Annotated in this window: 22 protein-coding genes; 14 read left to right on the forward strand and 8 right to left on the reverse strand. The window is 32.6% G+C overall.

What is annotated here, in order from left to right:
- Nucleotides 1-5: 5 nt before the first annotated feature.
- From ilvC to acs, 3 genes are all read left to right on the forward strand, one after another.
- On the forward strand, nucleotides 6-1478 hold the full coding sequence (ilvC, locus tag BLR17_RS13770; RefSeq protein WP_066325987.1) for a ketol-acid reductoisomerase: 1473 nt from the start codon (nucleotides 6-8) through the stop codon (nucleotides 1476-1478).
- A gap of 251 nt (nucleotides 1479-1729) precedes the next feature.
- Nucleotides 1730-2143 (forward strand): VOC family protein, encoded by a 414-nt coding sequence (locus BLR17_RS13775; RefSeq protein ID WP_217635909.1) that lies wholly within the window; start codon nucleotides 1730-1732, stop codon nucleotides 2141-2143.
- A gap of 277 nt (nucleotides 2144-2420) precedes the next feature.
- Nucleotides 2421-4328, forward strand: coding sequence for an acetate--CoA ligase (gene acs, locus BLR17_RS13780; protein ID WP_066325990.1), 1908 nt, complete (start codon nucleotides 2421-2423; stop codon nucleotides 4326-4328).
- A 38-nt stretch (nucleotides 4329-4366) separates the two neighbouring features.
- Here the strand turns inward: acs and BLR17_RS13785 are convergent, their stop codons facing one another.
- The 6 genes from BLR17_RS13785 to BLR17_RS13810 all read right to left on the reverse strand — a co-directional run bounded on the left by BLR17_RS13785 (nucleotide 4367) and on the right by BLR17_RS13810 (nucleotide 9837).
- Nucleotides 4367-4966 carry a 3'-5' exonuclease gene (locus BLR17_RS13785; protein WP_066325992.1) on the reverse strand — a complete coding sequence of 200 codons (600 nt, stop codon included), beginning with the start codon at nucleotides 4964-4966 and terminating at the stop codon, nucleotides 4367-4369.
- Between the two features lie 3 nt (nucleotides 4967-4969).
- Entirely contained in the window at nucleotides 4970-6877 is a 1908-nt protein-coding gene (locus BLR17_RS13790) for a DUF294 nucleotidyltransferase-like domain-containing protein (protein ID WP_066325994.1), read from the reverse strand.
- A 156-nt stretch (nucleotides 6878-7033) separates the two neighbouring features.
- The gene (locus BLR17_RS13795; RefSeq protein WP_066325997.1) at nucleotides 7034-8227 is read right to left on the reverse strand and encodes a DUF3570 domain-containing protein; all 1194 of its coding nucleotides are present in this window, start codon (nucleotides 8225-8227) and stop codon (nucleotides 7034-7036) included.
- A 24-nt stretch (nucleotides 8228-8251) separates the two neighbouring features.
- Complete coding sequence (locus BLR17_RS13800) at nucleotides 8252-8479, reverse strand: DUF4266 domain-containing protein (RefSeq protein WP_066326002.1); 228 nt, start codon at nucleotides 8477-8479, stop codon at nucleotides 8252-8254.
- Nucleotides 8476-9399 carry an FAD:protein FMN transferase gene (locus tag BLR17_RS13805; protein WP_066326004.1) on the reverse strand — a complete coding sequence of 308 codons (924 nt, stop codon included), beginning with the start codon at nucleotides 9397-9399 and terminating at the stop codon, nucleotides 8476-8478. Before BLR17_RS13805 ends, BLR17_RS13800 begins: the two co-directional genes overlap by 4 nt.
- A 6-nt stretch (nucleotides 9400-9405) precedes the next feature.
- The gene (locus tag BLR17_RS13810) at nucleotides 9406-9837 is read right to left on the reverse strand and encodes a thioredoxin family protein (protein WP_066326006.1); all 432 of its coding nucleotides are present in this window, start codon (nucleotides 9835-9837) and stop codon (nucleotides 9406-9408) included.
- A gap of 340 nt (nucleotides 9838-10177) precedes the next feature.
- Between BLR17_RS13810 and BLR17_RS13815 the strand changes: the two genes are divergently transcribed.
- From BLR17_RS13815 to BLR17_RS13855, 11 genes are all read left to right on the forward strand, one after another.
- Nucleotides 10178-11389, forward strand: coding sequence for a protein rep (locus tag BLR17_RS13815; RefSeq protein WP_066326007.1), 1212 nt, complete (start codon nucleotides 10178-10180; stop codon nucleotides 11387-11389).
- An 88-nt stretch (nucleotides 11390-11477) separates the two neighbouring features.
- On the forward strand, nucleotides 11478-11831 hold the full coding sequence (locus BLR17_RS13820) for a hypothetical protein (RefSeq protein ID WP_066326009.1): 354 nt from the start codon (nucleotides 11478-11480) through the stop codon (nucleotides 11829-11831).
- Nucleotides 11832-12296: 465 nt separating this feature from the next.
- Nucleotides 12297-13049 carry a hypothetical protein gene (locus tag BLR17_RS13825; protein ID WP_066326011.1) on the forward strand — a complete coding sequence of 251 codons (753 nt, stop codon included), beginning with the start codon at nucleotides 12297-12299 and terminating at the stop codon, nucleotides 13047-13049.
- 23 nt (nucleotides 13050-13072) lie between these two features.
- Nucleotides 13073-13618: a hypothetical protein gene (locus BLR17_RS13830; protein WP_066326016.1), complete on the forward strand. Its 546-nt coding sequence runs from the start codon at nucleotides 13073-13075 to the stop codon at nucleotides 13616-13618.
- A gap of 110 nt (nucleotides 13619-13728) precedes the next feature.
- A complete protein-coding gene (locus BLR17_RS13835; protein ID WP_066326018.1) occupies nucleotides 13729-13956 on the forward strand; it encodes a hypothetical protein in 228 nt (75 codons plus the stop codon).
- Nucleotides 13957-14085: 129 nt separating this feature from the next.
- Nucleotides 14086-14238, forward strand: coding sequence for a hypothetical protein (locus BLR17_RS16505; RefSeq protein ID WP_169817146.1), 153 nt, complete (start codon nucleotides 14086-14088; stop codon nucleotides 14236-14238).
- Nucleotides 14228-14857 (forward strand): EF-hand domain-containing protein, encoded by a 630-nt coding sequence (locus BLR17_RS13840; protein WP_066326020.1) that lies wholly within the window; start codon nucleotides 14228-14230, stop codon nucleotides 14855-14857. Before BLR17_RS16505 ends, BLR17_RS13840 begins: the two co-directional genes overlap by 11 nt.
- A gap of 37 nt (nucleotides 14858-14894) precedes the next feature.
- Nucleotides 14895-15017 (forward strand): hypothetical protein, encoded by a 123-nt coding sequence (locus tag BLR17_RS16610; protein ID WP_255283845.1) that lies wholly within the window; start codon nucleotides 14895-14897, stop codon nucleotides 15015-15017.
- Nucleotides 15004-15543 carry a hypothetical protein gene (locus tag BLR17_RS13845; protein WP_066326023.1) on the forward strand — a complete coding sequence of 180 codons (540 nt, stop codon included), beginning with the start codon at nucleotides 15004-15006 and terminating at the stop codon, nucleotides 15541-15543. Before BLR17_RS16610 ends, BLR17_RS13845 begins: the two co-directional genes overlap by 14 nt.
- A complete protein-coding gene (locus tag BLR17_RS13850) occupies nucleotides 15537-16577 on the forward strand; it encodes a hypothetical protein (RefSeq protein WP_066326027.1) in 1041 nt (346 codons plus the stop codon). Before BLR17_RS13845 ends, BLR17_RS13850 begins: the two co-directional genes overlap by 7 nt.
- A 236-nt stretch (nucleotides 16578-16813) precedes the next feature.
- Nucleotides 16814-17077: a hypothetical protein gene (locus BLR17_RS13855; RefSeq protein ID WP_066326028.1), complete on the forward strand. Its 264-nt coding sequence runs from the start codon at nucleotides 16814-16816 to the stop codon at nucleotides 17075-17077.
- A 324-nt stretch (nucleotides 17078-17401) separates the two neighbouring features.
- Here BLR17_RS13855 and fucP read toward each other — a convergent pair whose 3' ends face one another.
- A complete protein-coding gene (fucP, locus tag BLR17_RS13860) occupies nucleotides 17402-18757 on the reverse strand; it encodes an L-fucose:H+ symporter permease (RefSeq protein WP_066326029.1) in 1356 nt (451 codons plus the stop codon).
- 44 nt (nucleotides 18758-18801) lie between these two features.
- Entirely contained in the window at nucleotides 18802-19725 is a 924-nt protein-coding gene (locus BLR17_RS13865) for a carbohydrate kinase family protein (protein WP_066326030.1), read from the reverse strand.
- Between the last annotated feature and the right edge of the window lie 27 nt (nucleotides 19726-19752).

The raw sequence follows: 19752 nt of genomic DNA on the forward strand, positions 1-19752 counted from the left end.
AAAAAATGGCAAATTATTTCAATTCATTACCACTTAGATTACAATTAGAACAATTAGGCGTTTGCGAATTCATGGATCAATCAGAATTTGCTAACGGAATCGAAGCCTTAAAAGGTAAAAAAGTAGTTATCGTTGGTTGTGGTGCTCAAGGTTTGAACCAAGGTTTAAACATGAGAGATTCAGGTTTAGATATTTCTTATGCTTTACGTGCTGAAGCTATTGCTCAAAAAAGAGCTTCATTCATGAACGCTGCTGATAATGGTTTCAATGTGGGAACTTATGAAGAATTAATTCCAACTGCTGATTTAGTATGTAACCTTACTCCGGATAAACAACACACGGCTGTAGTTACTGCAATTATGCCATTAATGAAACAAGGAGCTACTTTAGCTTATTCTCATGGTTTTAATATTGTAGAAGAAGGAATGCAAATCCGTAAAGACTTAACAGTTATTATGTGTGCTCCTAAATGTCCGGGTTCTGAAGTACGTGAAGAGTACAAAAGAGGATTTGGTGTACCTACATTAATCGCTGTACACCCTGAAAACGATCCAAACGGTTTTGGTTTAGATCAGGCTAAAGCGTATGCTGTTGCTACAGGAGGTCACAGAGCAGGGGTTTTACGTTCTTCTTTCGTAGCTGAAGTAAAATCAGACTTAATGGGAGAGCAAACTATCCTTTGCGGTTTATTACAAACAGGTTCTATCTTATGTTTCGATAAAATGGTTGCTGAAGGTGTTGAGCCAGGATATGCTTCTAAATTAATCCAATACGGATGGGAAACTATCACTGAAGGATTGAAACACGGTGGTATCACTAACATGATGGATCGTTTATCTAATCCTGCTAAAATTGCTGCTTTCAACGCTGCTGAAGAATTAAAAGACATCATGCGTCCATTATTCCAAAAACATATGGATGATATTATCTCTGGTCACTTCTCTAAAACAATGATGGAAGACTGGGCTAATGATGATAAAAACTTATTGACTTGGAGAGCTGCTACAGCTGAAACTAATTTCGAGAAAACTCCAGCAGGAGATATGGAAATTTCTGAGCAAGAATACTACGATAATGGAACTTTAATGGTTGCTATGGTTAAAGCTGGTGTAGAGTTGGCTTTCGAAGCAATGACTGATTCAGGAATTATCGAAGAATCTGCTTACTATGAGTCATTACACGAAACTCCACTTATTGCTAACACAATTGCAAGAAAGAAATTGTTCGAAATGAACCGTGTAATCTCTGATACAGCTGAGTACGGATGTTATTTATTTGACCACGCTTGTAAACCATTAATCGCTGATTACGTTAAAAATGCACCATCTAACTTAGTAGGTCGTCCATTTAGTAACGGAAGCAACGGAGTGGATAACAAAGAATTAATCGATGTTAACTCAATCATCAGAAACCACCCGGTTGAAGAAGTTGGAGCTTGGTTAAGAGAGTCAATGACTGCAATGAAAAAAATTGTATAATTAGTTACAATTATAGTTAATTCAGGAAGGCGAAGTATTCAGTTACTTCGCCTTTTTTGTTTGTTTAAAACCTTTTTACTTTTGAAAACAAAGCATCGCGTTTGTAACGTGATTTATTACAAAGAGCTAATTGATGTTATTTCTCATTCCTCGGAATGACAAGTTTGTGAAAAATGTATCAATTTCAATAAATTTGTTTTAAATTAAAATCTAAGAAAATGGCAGAACATAATTTACTTAGAATGGATAATGTGGGGATTGTCGTTGAGTCATTGGATAATGCTGTTTCTTTTTTCCTCGAACTTGGTTTAAAATTAGAAGGAAGAGCCATGATTGAGGGCGAATGGGCAGGTCGTGTTACCGGCCTCGAAAATCAAGCCGTAGAAATTGCCATGATGATTACACCCGACGGACACAGCCGTTTAGAACTATCGAGATTTATTAATCCAAAAGCAATCGAAGATCATCGTACCGCTCCTGTAAATGCTTTAGGTTATTTACGCGTCATGTTTGCTGTCGCTAACATAGATGATACACTCGAAAGACTTTATAAGCACGGTGCACAACTAGTGGACGAAGTAGTCCGATATAAGGATGCTTATCGACTTTGTTACATTCGTGGACCTGAAGGAATTTTGATAGGAATTGCAGAGCAGCTCAAATAAGCCATCTATTCTAATATGACCTATTCATTTGTGTGGTTTGTACAATTATTTGTTTTACGAAAAATAGAAAGAATTAGGCTGTTAAGAAATAAATAAAGACAAAAATCTAAAGTTTTGTGTTTGAGCAAAAAAAGGTTTTATTTTGTACTTTTTTCAATAATTTGCATTTATATTAATATTGTATTTCATTATTTTGATTAAATTGCACTGATTTATGATTTATTTTTTTTCAGGAATAGGTTGAGATTTAATATATTTATAAAAAATATAAAAAGGGATGAGTTACTATAAAGTTGATAATTTAGAGCAATATTTTAAGCATTACAATAAGTCTATTCGTGAACCCAGAAAATTTTGGGGAAAAATAGCCGAAGAAAATTTTACATGGTACCAGCCATGGGATAAAGTAGTAGAATTTGATATGGCAGAAGCTGAAGTTCAGTGGTTTGCAGGTGCCAAATTAAATATTACAAAAAACTGTATTGACAGACATCTTAATAAAAGAGGGGAGAAAACAGCTATTATTTTTGAACCTAACAATCCTGAAGAAGAAGCCTTACATATAACTTACAATGAATTACACCAAAGAGTGTGTAAAATGGCAAATGTATTGCGTGAGCAAGGCATTAAAAAAGGAGATCGTGTTTGTATTTATTTGCCAATGATTCCAGAACTGGCTGTAGCTATTTTAGCTTGTGCCAGAATAGGTGCAATACATTCTGTAGTTTTTGCAGGATTTTCATCTAAAGCTTTAGCTACCAGAATTATCGATAGCGAAAGTAAAATGGTGATTACTTCAGACGGTGGTTATCGTGGAAACAAAACCATTGAATTAAAAGAAATTGTTGATGAATCCTTACAACAATGCCCGTCGGTAAGTAAAGTAATGGTGGTAAAAAGAACTAACAGTGCTGTGAATATGAAAGAAGGCCGAGATATCTGGTTACAACCGTTACTGGATGAAGCTTCTGATAACTGTGTAGCCGAGATTATGGATGCCGAAGATCCTTTGTTTATTTTGTATACATCCGGTTCAACGGGGAATCCAAAAGGGATGGTACATACAACAGCCGGTTATATGGTATTTACAGCTTATACTTTTAAAAATGTATTTAGTTACGAAGAAAATGATATACATTGGTGTACCGCTGATATTGGCTGGATAACAGGGCATTCATACATTTTGTATGGTCCATTATTGAATGGCGCTACCACTGTAATCTTTGAAGGCGTACCTTCTTATCCGGATTTCAGTCGCTTTTGGGAAGTAATCGAAAAACACCGTGTGAGTCAGTTCTATACAGCTCCAACAGCTATTAGAGCATTAGCAAAGGAAAAATTGGAATATGTTCAAAAATTCCCTTTCAAAAGTTTAAAAGTTATAGGTTCTGTAGGAGAACCTATTAATGAGGAGGCCTGGCACTGGTTTAACGATCATGTAGGAGGTAAAAGATGTCCTGTGGTAGATACCTGGTGGCAAACAGAGACAGGAGGAATCATGATTTCGCCATTAGCGTTTATTACACCAACTAAACCAACTTATGCTACTTTTCCATTGCCTGGAATTCAAGCTGTTTTAATGGATGAAAAAAGAAATGAAATCGAGGGCAATCAGGTAGTGGGTAGTTTGTGTATTAAATTTCCATGGCCGGGAATGGCTAGAACTATTTGGAATGATCACCAACGCTATAAAGACACTTATTTTTCAAAATATCCGGGAAAATATTTCACAGGAGATGGTGCTTTACGTGACGAAGTAGGTTACTATAGAATTACAGGTAGAGTAGATGATGTGATTATTGTTTCGGGACATAATTTAGGTACTGCTCCAATTGAAGATGCTATTAATGAGCATCCGGCGGTTGCAGAAAGTGCTGTTGTAGGTTTTCCTCATGATGTAAAAGGAAATGCTTTGTATGGCTATGTTATTTTGAAAGAAACAGGTGAAGTTAGAAATAAAGAAAATTTATTTATTGAAATAAATCAACATATAACAGATCACGTAGGTCCAATTGCTAAACTGGATAAAATTCAGTTTGTTTCAGGTTTGCCAAAAACCCGCTCAGGGAAAATAATGCGTCGTATTCTTAGAAAAATCGCCGAGGGGGATTTTTCTGACTATGGAGATACAACAACTTTATTGAATCCTGAAATTATTGAAGAGATTCAAAGTGAAAGAAAATAGAAAATAAAAAAACTGCTTCAATATTTGAAGCAGTTTTTTTATTTTAAACCTAATTTGTGTTTTAGTTTTAAAAAGAGTAAGGCTATTTTATAAGCTTCTTCAGTTGCCGAATCGCCTTCTGTTTTTTGTATCTTATAAAAATCCGAAAGTTCATCGAGTGAAAATTCCCTGTCTTCGGTGATTTCGTGTAATTTTCGATGCATGATATCAATATCTAAAGCTTCATTGCGCAATTTACCACAATCCATACGTTCCAAAGTAGCATTTATCATAGCAACATCTTTTTCAATCTGATGTCCAACGATAATACCATTTCCTAAATATTCTATAAAAGATTTTAAGGCCTCAGGTTCTGATAATTTCATTAATCGACTTTCAATAATGTATTCGTTTGAAAGATGATTGTCATGTAAAAAACGATATTGCAATAAAATAGTTTCAAAACTATCCTTAATCATAATAGTATCATTTTCCACTGCAAATGCACTAATGAAAGTAATTACATCTTTTTCAAGAGAATCACCTGTAGCTTTAGTGGATAGTATGACATAGCGTTTTGACTTCTTTGAGAATTTAGTTAAATATTCTTTCCAGAATTCAGGGTGTTCTTTATTAATATGTTTTAACCAGTCTAACATAAGTTATGAGAATTGAGTCAGTTGAAACTTGTCTTTAATTAATTCTTCTAATTCTTTCATTGGAATTAGCGCATTTTTAAGTTTTTCTCTATCAATTTTCGATAGTTCTTCCAGATTAATATATTGTCCGGAATTTTCATTTTTCAAACCTTCTAAAGTTCTTATTTTAGTTAAAAACAAATAAGCTTCAGCACAGTTTAAATAAATTTCAGAATGTTTAGGGTCGGCAATAGCTAATTGTTTGAATCGCGTATAGGTGTTGTTAATTCCTTTGATATCGTAACTCAAAATTAAAAGTCGTGCTCCGTCAATAAGCGGCATTAATGCACGGGTTTTAATGTCAAATTTATCTTTATGAATTCCTTCTTCTTCAACAATGAATTTTTTGAAAAAGCTCAAAGCTGAATTTTTTCTCAATGCCTCATTTCCCAGAAAATCAAAGAACAAAGCGTTATTGTTTGCATTTTCAAAAATGATATTATTGATAGCTGTTTCTATTTTTTGTTCTCCGATAACCAACTCATAATCAAAGAAAATACTGCTCAAATTATCTGTATTTTCTCTTGTAGCATTCATCCAATTGTTGTACTGTTTTATCCAGTCACTCAGTGATTTACACCACATCATATTACTACCCATGTGTCCGTATGGACATAATTCATATCCAATTTTTTCTAAGGTAGCAGTAGTCTTTTTTCCTAATTTTAGAAAGTAATCTTTTACCTCAATGTATTTGTTTTGCGGAACGTCTTCAAAAACTAAAAAACTATCCTGATCAGTTAATAATAACTGTTCTTTACGTCCCTGACTACCAATGCTTATCCATGCATAACGAGCAGGAGGTGAGCCTAAATCCAAAATGGATAATTCTACAGCACGTTTTAAAATAGCAAAATTAATTTCACTGGCAATATTCGTAATATGTGTTAACGGGATGTTTTTTTGAATCGAAGACTGAATCAAATTTGTTAAACGTTTACGAATTTCTTTGAGTTCATTAGATGACAATGAACGCTTAATTTCTTTAATTAAAACACCAGGATTACTGGCTTGAGCAGCAATTAAATCGTGTTCAGAAATAACTCCTTTTATGGTAGATTTATCTGTTCCGTCAATAGTTACACAAAGATGTGTAACATTGTTTTTTAACATTAATAATTGCGCTTCTGCTAATGAAACATTTTCCAAAACTGTAACTACAGGTGAGGACATAATATTGCTCACTGGTATATTAATAGGATAACGTCCTGTTGCTATTTTTGAAGCCAAATCCGCATGAGTAACGATACCAATTGGACCATTTTTTTCAAAAATAATCACATTATTTTTTAAAGATTCTGCCATCATTTGAGCTACCTCCTGAGCGGTATTATCAGATGTTGCTAAGAGAGGAGTGGTGTTATAGGCTAAAGTTTGAAAAAATTGTGCTTCGGATTGTTTTTCAGAATAAAATCCGCTATCAGAAACTAAATTACCTTTAGAAGAACGGTCTTCCGGTAAATTACTGGCAAAGTTTTCTAAAAGAAAATTCAAAACCTCTGCATTATTTGCTAATAAAGGTTTGAAAACAGAAATTGGAATGGCATAAACCAAACTGTCTTCCCGGGCTTTAGCAGTTACTTTATAATTGTTTTTTGCAAAAAACGGACGTAAACCAAAAATACTTCCTTCATGGCATTTATCTATAATATTTTCCTCGGCATCAACAATTACAGAAATATTGACAACTCCGGAAGCAACGACATAAAAGGAATCATGCAAAGCATCGTTGATTTTAAATAAAGTTTGTTTTTTTTCTAAATTGACTACGCGAATATTGCTGGCTATTTCAGCTAATTCTTCGGAAGTAAGCTGATTAAAAGGAGCATGATTTTTTAAAAATTCAGCAATTTGTTCTGCAATTATATTCATTGGATATAGATAAAATAGACTACAAAATTAGTAAATAAACTATCATAATTAGTGTCTTGACAAATTAAATCTTATGATTATTTTGTTATTATTTTTTAGTTTCAAAAATAAAAAAGGAGCCCTTTTTCAAGCACTCCCGGTTTATATTGTTTGTAACTATTTGTATTTAAAATTCAAACTGATAATGTTAGCATTTAAACCTGTTGACCTGGTATAATGTCCATATCGTATTTCAAGAGTGTTAAACTCTTTAATGCCAAAAACACCATTGATTGGAGTCAGTTTCATTCCCAGTCCTAAAAAATGACTATCAAATTTAGACAGATCGTAATTACTGGTATAGTAAGTATCGGCTGCGGTATGTTCTCTGTATGGTTTGAAATATTTAGCTGCACTTTGTGAATAATACCTGTAAAAAGGACTCAATGAGAAAAAAGGTGAAATTTTTACCGGTATTTCAAGATCAGCAGTATTTGAATTGATGTTCCAATCATCAGTATAATAGCGATAATAAGCTCTGATAATAAAAGTATCTCCAAGGAAATAACTACCTCTGATGGCTAATGGAATTTTTAAACGATTATCGGGTAAATTTTCCTGATGCACCGAATTATCCGAAAAATAAACACGATGAAAAGGAAGACTTAAATAGCCATTTTGAGCAATTACATCTGCTAATAATATAACCTGGAAATTCTTATTTATGATTTGGGAATAACTTAAAGAACCAGCAAAAGTATTTCTATTTGCCGATCCATAATCGTCATCATCCCCATAACCATAGCCCCTTAATTCAATTGGTTTAATCAATTTGACCTGATCTAAAAAAGCCTGAAGTTTTGCGGAGAATTCACCGTTTTTGTTTTTTGTTTTTTGAGCAAAGTTAATGTTCCCTCCAAAAGACTGATAATCAAATTCCGTAGAAGACGATAAACCGAAACCAATTGTAGTTCCTTTTTCTTCATTTTCTATAGAATAATTAAAAGAAGGATAAAAACGAAAATCAGCTGAAGATGCCGAAGAATTTGCCTGTAAATCAATCATGTCAGAGGAAGCCGAACTGTAATGGTCAATTCCTGCTTCTAAATCCAGTGTATGTTTGTTTCCGGTTTTACCATACCTAATTAGTTTTACATCAATTGTGTTAGAAATATCCGTTAGTTTTTCTGAACCAATTCCTCCTGTAACAGCCGCATTATTTCCATCTTGTTTGTAATAACTCGAAACCAAATTAATTTCATCAATCTTAAGTTTTTTGTTTTTATAAGAAGTTGAATCTGTAGGTGTAGCTTGTGAAAAAGCTTTAAATAACCCTAGTAAGGCAAAACCTGTAATGTATATTCTTTTCATTTTCTCGATTTAATAGAATTAGGGTTAATTACAGCCGCAACCGCCACCACTTTTTCCCGCATTTGCTCCTGAAGATCCTTCGCGGTAAGACTGAAAACTGAGTTCGGTTTTTTCAATTTTTCTATTTGAAAGCACCATTTCTGAATCGTTTAATTTTCCTTTTTGATACTCTTTTACCACTGTACAGGAATGTAATGAAAGTGATAGTATTCCTAAAAGTACTAAAACGTGTCGTTTAGTTTGCTTTTTCATTTGAGATTAATGTTTTTGGAAGTATAAATTTTGTTGTTGTCGTCAATAATGATACAATATAAATCCGGAATTTGATCAATAAGATACAAGCCGGCTTTGATTCCCATGATAGCAATAGGAGTAGCCATAGCATCAGCAAATTCGGCATTGCTGCTTATAATGGTAACACTTTTTATTCCGCTTATGGGCAAACCTGTTTTTGGATCAATCGTGTGGGAATATTTTTTGCCGTCAATCATGATGAATTTCTCATAATTTCCGGAAGTTGCCACCGCTTTATTTGATATTTCAATATAAGAGAATGCTGCAGCAGGCAGGTCGGGATTAGCAATTCCAATAGTCCATGGCTTACCATTAGGTTGCACGCCCCAGGTAGTCAGGTCACCACTGGCATTGATAATTCCGCTAACGACATTATTTTTAATTAAAATATTTTTTGCCATTTCGGCAGCGTATCCTTTACCAATGCCTCCAAAACCAATACGCATACCTTTTTCTTTCAAAAAGACGGAACAATCTTCTTTATCTAATAAAATGTTGTTGTAATTAATCAGATAAACCATTTTTTTTGCTTGTTCGGCAGAAGGTAAGGAGGTCATGGTTTTATCAAAATTCCAAAGTGATTTGTCAATACTGCCGTACGAAATATCAAAAGCTCCTTGTGTAATTTTAGAAATTCCAATACTTCTTTCGATTAAATCAAAAACCTCTTTGTCAACTACAATTGGTTTTATTCCTGCATTTTGGTTGATTAAATTGGTTTGACTGTTATTATTATAGGTAGTAAACAATTGTTCGATGCGCCTGATTTCGGCTATGGCCAAATTGATATTTTCCTGTGCAAAAGATTCGTTATCGGCAACTACTGAAATCGTAAAATTATTCCCCATCAATTTCAGGGATTGTGAAAACACTCTCATTTAGAATTATTTTTGAGCATCACAAATTGTTTTGATTTCCTGTGTCCATTGTTCAACCGAAATCTTTGGTTTTCCAATCCAGGATTTTATAACTTTTCCATCCGAATTCAGTAGTAGAGTAAGTGGAAAACTGCCTTCTTTATTGTATTTTTCGGCTAAAATTTCGTTTCTTTTAACGATATCGGCAGCAGGTTCATTTTTTTTCTTTCTGGGAAAATCAACATTTACCATTACAAGATTTTTATCGGCCATTTCAGTAAAAACCGGACTGTCAAAATATTCACGATGCATTGCAATGCAAGGAATACACCAATCAGAACCTGAAAAATTCAATAAAATTAATTGATTTTTTTCTTTAGCTGCTTTTTGAGCTGTTTCAAAATTGGTTTCCCAACGAGATGGTACTAGGAATAACAAAAGAATGGCAATAAATTTCATATATAAGTAATAAAGAGAGATTGTTAATTTTTTAAAAATTATTACAACTAAATTAATTTTTTTTTATTTCTAAATGTTTAAAAAAAACTTAAAACAATTTAGTTTATACTAAGAATAAATAAATCGCTTTTAAATTAAAAATTCAATAACAAAAATGATTATTTAACCTTCAATCTAACTGATAACGTTTGATTTATGTTTTTATTACTTTTGTGTTGAGAAGAGTCTAAGAAGGTTAGGCAGAATTTAATTTTAAATTGAAATTAATAATTAAATTATAAATGAGGAGATTTTTAATTGCTTTTTTATTTTACATAATATAAATTATAGTGCAAAAGAAATGAGTCAATTCTTTGATAATCAATACTTTAAAACTAAAAGATATCAAACGGCTACCCCCCTTGATACTAATACGGTTTTGGTAAGCCAAGAATTAGTTCATTCAATAGATTTGCCGAACATTTATAAAACATTAATTCATAATATGAGGCGGGTAGCAAAAACAAATAGAACAGTAAAAGAGACAAAAGAAAATAGAAAACCAAGGATTGAATATTGCGGATATTCAATAAATGGAAATACAAACAATCCCGTTCAAATGTGTAGCAATCCCAAAGGCGGACTTTTTTTTAATGGGATTGCGAATTGTGGCGGTTATTGGCGTTGTCCCGTTTGTGCTCTTAAGATTTCAGAAAATAAAAAAGAATTATTAGCGGGATTAATTACCGAACATCAAAACAGAAATTTATCAATTGGATTTCTAACCCTAACTGTTCGTCATTCAAGATTAGACCGATTAAAAAGAACCTTAGATAAAATCACTAAAAATTATAGAAAATTTCAAACAGGACGATTTTTTGCAAAAACAGATAACGGACTAATTGGACAAGTTAAAACTCTTGAAATAACATACTCAGAAATGAACGGATGGCATCCGCATTTGCATTTGCTTTTTTTCTACAATCATAACGATGTAAAAGCAATCGAAAAATTTCAAAAGGATTTTATAAGCCGTTGGTTTAAATATGCAGATAACAACGGAACGTTAAGCGCACAAAATCAAAAAATTGTTACTTCTGATATATCGGATTATTTGGCAAAATATGATATAACATCAGAAATGACAAAAGGGCAAATAAAATCATCAAAAGGCTTAACCCCTTTTACCTGTTTGGCAAAAATAGCTGTTGGCGATTATGAAGACTATCAGGAAAAACGCAAACTATACGGTATTTATGCCGAATATGTAGAATATACACAAGGCAAACACTTTGTAAACATTTCCAACTCAATCAGAAACGAATACAAAGAATTTTTACAGGATAAAGAGAAAACAGATGATGAAATTGTAAATGAGGTAACAATTGACGAAGTCTTATTAAAAATCTCTATTCCTGTCTGGAAAAAGATAGCTATGCACGATTTACAGCCTCTAGTTTTAAATAAATGGAAAGAAAACGGTTTAGATGCTGTTTACAATCTTTTGACGTATTACAAGGCTTTTAAAGATATAGAAATTGAATATATAAACGATGTCCCACTAATAACATAACCTATGACTTTAATTAAATTTTTCAGCCGAATTCCTTTTTATAAAGGCTATAACATCAATCAAAAAATAACCTTTAAAAGTTACGCTTATGAATCCGCAAAATCCAAGTAAAAAAGTTTTTACAGGAAAAACCAAATCAAACGAAACAGTAAAAAACTGTCGTGTATTGCCTGTTTTTCATTGTCAATCGTGTGGTAATTGTGAAACACGTTTTTTTAAAGATGAGAAACTAAACGAAAAAACAGGATTCTGTTTGAGATTTAAAGAAACTGTTCTACTAGCTGAAAAAAATATAAGTTGCTGGACGAAAAAAGAAAATACATACTATAAAGATTTGTTTTTGAAAGTAGAAAAGCAAAAAACAGCAATAACCCACATTGAACAAAAAAAAGCCGAACAACTAAATTTATTTTTTGATAATGAAAACCCTTTCAATAATTAAACATATCCTTTTCTTTCCATTTAAGCTTATTACAATTTTTTTGTTGCTGTTATTGATTATTAGTAAACAATTTATTTTAAATCCGTCTAGTATAGTCATTATACCGCAAGAAATTATCAATTATTTAATGAAAATATTATTAAACAAATAAGGCGGGAATGCCCTCCCGCCCTATTCTAAAAATCCTTCAAATTATGGCAGACACCAACAATTATAAAGAATTTCAAAAGTTATCATTTAAAGATATTCAAAGCTTGATGTTAGTATCCGAGGCAACGGCAAAAAAATATCTCACAGATATAAAAACACATTTTTGTATTACAATAGTAACGTATTCCCATTTTAAACAGTATATAAAAGCGTAAAAAAGTATAAAAAAGTATTAATAATATAAAAAGGCTCAACAGCCTTTTTTTTTATTTCAACTTTTGTGCCAATAATATTACTAATTAAAAACTTTCAATCATGAAAATTTGGGAAAAATTAGCGGTTACCGCAATTACTGAAAGTGCTGAAATTGTTCTAAACAAGGGAATTTCAGCTTTGGTTATTTGTTCAGATGTAGCCCCCCACTCTTTTACTACTGAAACAATCAGTATTTGGGTAGAAAAAGCAGGGAAAAACATTGACATCGCAAAAGAGATGTTAGTTAAGGATTTAGTTGCTTTGGGAACTTATGCCGAGGACATTATCCAATCAAATGCAACATTGGCAACAATTGCAAATTGTGATTTAACACAGGACGCAGGTTATATTGTTTTGTCAGAAAGTGAAACAATCAAATTCAAACTAAGGAATTTGGATGCTTCGAAAATTTACGAGTTACACGGTTTAGAAGCTTTTTTCCCGTCAACAGGAGTAAATAAGTACGAGCGTAAAAGTATGGGGTCTGAGGATGTAAGCCGAGATTTTGATGTAAAAGGATACGATTTAGCTTCATTGCAAAAGGACAATTCAATTACAGAAATTTCATTAACTCACGAAAATGGAAGTGTTGCAAAATACACACAGTTTGAGTTAGAAGTTATGGCACGTTCTGCCGATTCTGCAAACGTTATTGCGGATGGAGTTATTAAAGTTTCGCAAACTAACAGAATTGTATTTCCTGTTCATCAAATTGTAAATGTGAATATTAGAAAAGAGCCGGGAACAAGACTTGATTTTTCATTAAGAATTGACGAAAACGATTATATCCGTTATCAGATGCCCGCAAAATAGAGTATTAACTTAATTTCTATTATATGGGATTTTTTAAAAATATCGGTAATACGATAAAAAAAGCCACTAAGCAAATTTCTTTTAAAAACATTGTTAAGCTTGGTGCATCACTAGACCCAACAGGAATTGCGGGCGGTGTTGTTGCATCAATTCAGGCAAAGAAAGAAGAGAAAAAAGCTTTAGCCGAGCAAAAAAAGGCAGAGGCAGAATACCAAAAACAACTTGAATTACAGAATCAAGCTGAGGCAAAAAAGCAGTTAGAACTTATGGAACAAGCGAAGCAAAATGCAGAATATCAAAGAATGGTTATTGCCTCAAACACTCAGGCAGTAGGCGGAAAAATTGGTATTGTTGCGGGTTCAATTGGTGGTCAAATCACTAAAGAAGCATTAGCGCAAGCGGGACAGCAAGTAAATGCAGATTTACAAACAGGTCTTGCAAAAGCAGGTGCAACAATGGCAAATCAAACTATGAATGAATGGTTAAAAATGCATTGGTGGAAAGTTCTTTTAGCAGTTGTCGGAATTGGTTTTGGATTAAGAATGTTACTTGGTGGGTCAAGGCGATAAGCTTAAAAACCGTATCTATTTTTTAATTTTTTTTTTAGATACGGTTTATTTAATCATTAAAAAAATAGAGCAAATTAGAGAAATAATAATCAATTTAATACATTGAAAAAATGGCACAAGGTCAAGACAAATTCGGAAATCCACAGGTAGTTGTAGGATTAAAAGATAAAAGCGGTTCAGGTTATCCGAAAGGATTTATTGAAATAGGTGGAAGCTTATTTAAAATTACCACTTCACCATCCAATAAAGAGGGGGTTCACGAATGGGTAACGCTTACGAAAATGCAAAAAAATCGTAATCGTGGTTTTGGTGGAAACAACCAAAAAAGAGGTTTCTAATGTTTCGCTTATTGCTTAAATATTCTTTAAAGTTACTTCCGCTAGTTCTCCATGAAATAGCGGATTACATCAAGGAAAAGCAAGCAGAAAAGAAAGAAAATCAAAGTATCACTTCAAAAATTCAAGAAAATGAAAACAGTAAATAGTATAACAACTGTCTTAAAGCTTGTAATCAAATACGGTGCTTTAATCGCTGTAGCTGTGAAAGTTATTCAATTTGCAGTTGACGAAATCGAAGCCTTAAAGCTTGACGAAAAAGAACCCGCTAAAAATGTCGAATAGTATTTCAGAGTCTTTTAAAAGCAAATTAAGCGAATCTAATCAGTTGAAAGTTTTGGAAGTTTCTGCGGAATTGTCGATTAATCCAAATTGGTTACTGGCTGTAATCTATTTCGAAACGGCAAAAACTTTCAGTCCTTCCAAAACTAATTCAATAGGTTCGGTTGGCTTAATACAGTTTACTAGAGATAAAGCCGGAGTAGCTTACAAGACTATAAACGGGGTCAAATACGTTCTTACAGATATTGCAAAATTGGATTTTAATAAGCAAATGGATTTAGTTTCTGAATACTTCAAGGAAGTAAAGAAAACTACAGGAAAATCTTTTAACTCCTTTATGGATGTTTATTTTGCCGTGTTTTTTCCAAAGGCTTTAAATCAGTCAAGTTCGTATGTTCTGCAAACATCAGGTTTAACAGCAAGTTTGATTGCAAAACAAAATCCAATCTTTGACACAAACAAAGACGGGAAGATTACAAAAGCAGAAATTCAGGACTTTTTTAAGGGTTATTTCTCGAAAAATGGTTTTGATTTTGATACCGAAATCAATCAGAAAAAGGCATTAACGTGGGTTCTTCCGCTAGTGGTTTTTTTTTATTCGGTTGGTATTATTTTTCTGTAAGAAAAACAAATAATTAATTAATTTAAAATTTAAAAAAGTGGATAAAATAAAAGATTTTTTAGCTAAACCAATCGGAATGATTGCTTTGCTAGTTGTAGGTTTTGGAGCGGGTTTTTACGTATGTAAACGCAAAAAAAGAAGAGGTTATGCAGGTCGCTAACAGGAATCAAAAAAGCCTTTCAGTTTTGGAAGGCTTTTTACTTTGGGTAAAGGCAAATTTACCTATGGTTATTATGGTTGTAGTTGGTGCAATGGCTACCCCTTTTTTGTACAGATATTTTAAATCTCAGATTCAAAATAACAAAGAGCAGGACGAAGATATAAAAGCCGAGCAACAACTTATTGAAAATAAGAACCCAGCAACAGCGCAACAAAACGCAAATAAAATTACACTAGACAAAGGTGTCCAAGCTTCCGCCCAACAATTGGCGGTTGATTTAGGTGTAAAGTATAGCGATGCGGGTAATTGGTGGGATTTCTTGAATCCTAGAGGATGGACGGAAAATGATGCTGCAGTTTTAAGAACATTGAAGTATCAAGTAAGAAACATTCATTTAGTCGAAAAGCTATATTTTGAAGTTTACACGAAAAGAAGAAATTTAAAAGACGATGTAAACAAGCTTTTAGACTCAAAAGAATTAGCAGAATTAAAAGAATATTATAAAAAATACGGTAAAGTATGGTAAATCAAAATTATGCGTTATACGTTAACGAAAAGAGGCAATTAAGAAGTGTAAAAGTCAATATTGAGGAAACAGACACTTTGTATAACATTTCTTTTTCCATTAAAGAAAAACACTTAATTTGTGGTTTGGTGATTAATGGAGTTATTGTAAAAGGTCAGGATTTGGAAAACCTACCTTTTTCAGAGTTTGAAAAATACATGTTTGATTCATCAAATATTTTCTTTTCAATTCCTGATCTAGAATTTAATCAGGAAAACAAAGATTATTCTTTTTCAATTGGTAGCTTAGGAATGATTTTAAATAGATTAATTCCTATTGGTGAATTACCTTATTTTGTCGCAGGAGATATTAAATACCCGTTGTATTTTTCTACTGATTTTAAAAATTATTATGATTCATTTAATTCTGTTACTCCTTTGTTTATAGATTGTTCATTTAATGGTGTATCTTTTAGACTATTAAGATTGCAAAACTTTATTAAAACGGATACATTAGGACGTTATTATTTAAGTTTTTCCGATGCTCCTACCTTAAAAGCTTTGGGTATTACTATTGACCCTTTTATTGATTATTCTGAACAGTTACCTAAATTTTTTAAAATTTATACAAATACTGCTTCGGGTAGTATTCTTGGTGTAGAATCAAGATTTTTGCAAATACCTGCAAAAAAAGAATCAATGGGTACAATTACAAACATTTCATTGTACAATTATGTTTCTCCAAGTGAAATTTATTACAGGGATATTTTTTATAATTTTATTCCTGCAATTATTTCAAGAATGGATGCGGATAAAAAAGCAGACGGAACAAACTGGGGGAATCAGGGTATTTTAATTTGTATCAAAAGACCAACGGATGCGGAATTTATGACGTCAATTTTCTATGATTATGATTCTCCCGAAAGTTTGCATAACATAAAGGTGAGTGATTATCCATTAATAGACGATGCGGATTTATTTCCTGTAGGTACACAGGTTAAATTTTCAGATGCAAGGGGTATTTATGCCGATTCAAACATTTTCGTTTGTACTTAATTTAAAATTTAAAAAAATATGTATATTTGCTTAAACTTCGATACAAGATAAAGAGGCGGGAACCTCTCTTGTTTGATAAAAATCAGATATATGAAAATACCACACTTATATATAAATAGTGTAGTCATTAATTTGGCTATACTATTTTTTTTATTTAGCTATAGCCTGAATAATTTTTTTTATCTCTTACCCCTTACCCCTCACCCTTTGAATAATTTTTTTTATCTCTTACCCCTATGAGAAATATATATGAAGGTTTAAAGGATAAGAATGATTATTCAGTAACCGTTTATTTGAATGGTCAAAAGAGATTGTTTACTGAATATGTTCATACTATTTATAGTTACACTCAGTGGCTTCAAAAAAAAGGTATTGAATGGGATTATATTTTAGTTTATGTAAGAAGGACAAGGGCAGTTCTTTGTTTTTACAAAAAAGGGGACTATTTACATTCAAAACCTGATTTTTCTATCAGGGGACGAACAAAACAAGGTTGGTAATCAGTTGTTTACAAAAAATATCGCCCAGGCATAAAACGAAATATTAACGCATAAAAAAAGAGGCTCTAACGGTACGGGAATACCTCGCCTCTTATTCGATAAAAATCTATGACAAATATACAAAAAAATTCTTTCCATACTATAAATTATAGTTCAAATTTAGTATATAGTAAAATATCCATTTTTGATGTTTTTATTGCCTTATTCTTTTTATAGGAATCATAATAATATGTCTTAGTTCTAAGGATATTAAAACCCTATAAATAAAAAAAACCGATACAAATCCTTGATTCACATCGGTTTTTAGTTCTTTAAAAATATAATTTATTCAGTAACGAGAATATTTTTTGTTTTTTTCTGTTTAACAGAAAGTTTATAAGTTGCATATCCATAATGAGTTACAACTGCCAAACAAATTAAAGGCAAAATAAAAGAAAAATTAACTTCGGGAATAAATCCTAAAATTTGAACATCCGAAAATCCGGAACCGCCCCAATCCAAAATACTTCCTTGCAATACAGGCATTAATGCACCACCAACAATTGCCATAACCAGTCCGGCTGAACCAATTTTAGCTTCGTCGGCCATGTCTTTTAATGCAATTCCGTAAATAGTTGGAAACATAATCGACATGAAAATAGAAATGCTAATCAACGAAATTAATCCCGGTATTCCCTGAAAAACAATTGCTCCGGCAGCACAAAAAACACCTCCAAAACCAAAATACATCAGTATTTTAGACGGATTTGTGTTTTTCATTAACGCAGTTCCAACCCATCTTCCCGATAAAAATAAAAGCATTGCACCTATATTGTAATAAGTCGCGGTTAATTCTAATCCGAATGTTTTATTGATATTGTCCACATACTGGAAAATAAATGTCCAACACATAATTTGAGCCCCTACATAAAAAGCCTGCGCGATAACGCCGTGTTTGTAATTCCTATTAGCTAATAATTTTTTAAAAGATTCTCCGATAGACATTTTGTCTTCATGAGCTGTTTTTGGCATTTTTGTTAAACAAATAATCACTAAAATAACCAATACAAAAAGTCCTAATCCAATATAAGGAATACTGATAATTCCTAAATCATTTTCTCTAATACTAGCCAATTCTGTTGAAGACAAAGCATTGAAAGCTTCTGTGCTGTAATCGTCTGATTTTATTTCTTTGATTACTAAAAACTGAGCCATTACAAGTCCTGTAATGGCACCAATTGGATTGAATGCCTGAGCTAAATTCAAACGTTGTGTTGCCGTTTCTTTGTTGCCCAGGAATAAAATTAATGGATTAGAAGTTGTCTCTAAAAACGCTAAACCACAGGTAATTACCCATAAGGATACCAGAAAGAAATTATAACTTTGATAATGAGCTGCCGGATAAAACAGGAAAGCTCCTGTTGCATACAAAATTAGTCCTACTATTATTCCTGATTTGTAACTGTATTTTCTAATGAATAATGCAGCCGGCAATGCCATAAAGAAATAGCCAAAATAAAAAGCAAATTGTACCAATGAAGCTTGTACATTGGTGAGTTCAGGCATTACTTTTTTGAATGTCGAAACCATTGGAGTGGTCAAATCATTAGCTATTCCCCAAAGGGCAAATAATATGGTGATAATAACAAACTGAAAAACATACTCTTTGCTGACAACGGATATTTTTTTAGATAAACTCATAGTTTTATTGGTTTTTGGTTAATGGATTACAAACTGTATTTTGTTTAAAGGGTTTCATATTGAGATGTCTTTTTACTGAAATCACCTAAAAATGCATCGATTTCCGATTGCGAAATAATTGGGTTTGCTCCTTCATTTTGCGCCACAATTGCTCCAATAGCACTGGCAAAATTGATGGCATATTGCGGATCTTCTCCATTGAGCAGCATGATAATTAATGAAGCCAAAAAAGAATCGCCTGATCCTACGGTATCTGCTACATTTACCTTGTAACCACAGTTATGATAGAATTTATTGTTATGAAAAAGCACTGCGCCGTGAGATCCCAACGTAACACAAACCGTTGGCGTATTAGTAAACTCAGCAATGAATTGGATGTTTTGTTCCAGAGATTTTCTATTCGAATGCAAGTCTTCGCAGATTTCATTCAATTCCTCATCATTAAATTTGATAAAATCAGCCGCATACAATAAATCCAACACATTTTTTTTGGTATAATGCGGCACTCTTAAATTCACATCGAATATTTTGTATTTGGCTACAGCCAATAATTCCAATAATGTATTTTTAGAAATGGCATCTCTACATGACAAACTTCCGTAAACCATAAAATCAGCCTGTTCCACTATGGTTTTATTTAAAGAAGAAATTTCAATTTTGTCCCAGGCCGAAGGATATTGAATATCATAAGAAGCATTTCCTTTTTCGTTCAAAATTACATTGACAATTCCTGTTGGATAATTCGATTTTACTTCAATTCCTGTGGTATTAATTCCTAAATCATTCAGATAGGTGGTTAGTTTTTTGCCATTGCTATCGTCCCCTACTGCACTTATCATTGCGACCTCCCCTCCTAAGGCTTTTAATCTTGTGGCTACGTTAAGTGGTGCTCCTCCAATTTTTTTATGTTCCAGAAATACATCAAAAAGGATTTCTCCAAAACAAACTGCTTTTAATTCTTTTTTCATTGCTTCTTTTTTTAGGTTTACTGTAGT

This window comes from Flavobacterium glycines, assembly GCF_900100165.1.
Taxonomy (GTDB): domain Bacteria; phylum Bacteroidota; class Bacteroidia; order Flavobacteriales; family Flavobacteriaceae; genus Flavobacterium; species Flavobacterium glycines.

What these genes read in the sequence shown, in the direction of transcription:
- ilvC (WP_066325987.1), top strand. Translation starts at nt 6, where the DNA reads ATGGCAAATTATTTCAATTCATTACCACTTAGATTACAATTAGAACAA.
- acs (WP_066325990.1), top strand. Translation starts at nt 2,421, where the DNA reads ATGAGTTACTATAAAGTTGATAATTTAGAGCAATATTTTAAGCATTAC.
- BLR17_RS13785 (WP_066325992.1), bottom strand. Translation starts at nt 4,966, where the DNA reads ATGTTAGACTGGTTAAAACATATTAATAAAGAACACCCTGAATTCTGG.
- BLR17_RS13790 (WP_066325994.1), bottom strand. Translation starts at nt 6,877, where the DNA reads ATGAATATAATTGCAGAACAAATTGCTGAATTTTTAAAAAATCATGCT.
- BLR17_RS13795 (WP_066325997.1), bottom strand. Translation starts at nt 8,227, where the DNA reads ATGAAAAGAATATACATTACAGGTTTTGCCTTACTAGGGTTATTTAAA.
- BLR17_RS13800 (WP_066326002.1), bottom strand. Translation starts at nt 8,479, where the DNA reads ATGAAAAAGCAAACTAAACGACACGTTTTAGTACTTTTAGGAATACTA.
- BLR17_RS13805 (WP_066326004.1), bottom strand. Translation starts at nt 9,399, where the DNA reads ATGAGAGTGTTTTCACAATCCCTGAAATTGATGGGGAATAATTTTACG.
- BLR17_RS13810 (WP_066326006.1), bottom strand. Translation starts at nt 9,837, where the DNA reads ATGAAATTTATTGCCATTCTTTTGTTATTCCTAGTACCATCTCGTTGG.
- BLR17_RS13815 (WP_066326007.1), top strand. Translation starts at nt 10,178, where the DNA reads ATGAGTCAATTCTTTGATAATCAATACTTTAAAACTAAAAGATATCAA.
- BLR17_RS13820 (WP_066326009.1), top strand. Translation starts at nt 11,478, where the DNA reads ATGAATCCGCAAAATCCAAGTAAAAAAGTTTTTACAGGAAAAACCAAA.
- BLR17_RS13825 (WP_066326011.1), top strand. Translation starts at nt 12,297, where the DNA reads ATGAAAATTTGGGAAAAATTAGCGGTTACCGCAATTACTGAAAGTGCT.
- BLR17_RS13830 (WP_066326016.1), top strand. Translation starts at nt 13,073, where the DNA reads ATGGGATTTTTTAAAAATATCGGTAATACGATAAAAAAAGCCACTAAG.
- BLR17_RS13835 (WP_066326018.1), top strand. Translation starts at nt 13,729, where the DNA reads ATGGCACAAGGTCAAGACAAATTCGGAAATCCACAGGTAGTTGTAGGA.
- BLR17_RS16505 (WP_169817146.1), top strand. Translation starts at nt 14,086, where the DNA reads ATGAAAACAGTAAATAGTATAACAACTGTCTTAAAGCTTGTAATCAAA.
- BLR17_RS13840 (WP_066326020.1), top strand. Translation starts at nt 14,228, where the DNA reads ATGTCGAATAGTATTTCAGAGTCTTTTAAAAGCAAATTAAGCGAATCT.
- BLR17_RS13845 (WP_066326023.1), top strand. Translation starts at nt 15,004, where the DNA reads ATGCAGGTCGCTAACAGGAATCAAAAAAGCCTTTCAGTTTTGGAAGGC.
- BLR17_RS13850 (WP_066326027.1), top strand. Translation starts at nt 15,537, where the DNA reads ATGGTAAATCAAAATTATGCGTTATACGTTAACGAAAAGAGGCAATTA.
- BLR17_RS13855 (WP_066326028.1), top strand. Translation starts at nt 16,814, where the DNA reads ATGAGAAATATATATGAAGGTTTAAAGGATAAGAATGATTATTCAGTA.
- fucP (WP_066326029.1), bottom strand. Translation starts at nt 18,757, where the DNA reads ATGAGTTTATCTAAAAAAATATCCGTTGTCAGCAAAGAGTATGTTTTT.
- BLR17_RS13865 (WP_066326030.1), bottom strand. Translation starts at nt 19,725, where the DNA reads ATGAAAAAAGAATTAAAAGCAGTTTGTTTTGGAGAAATCCTTTTTGAT.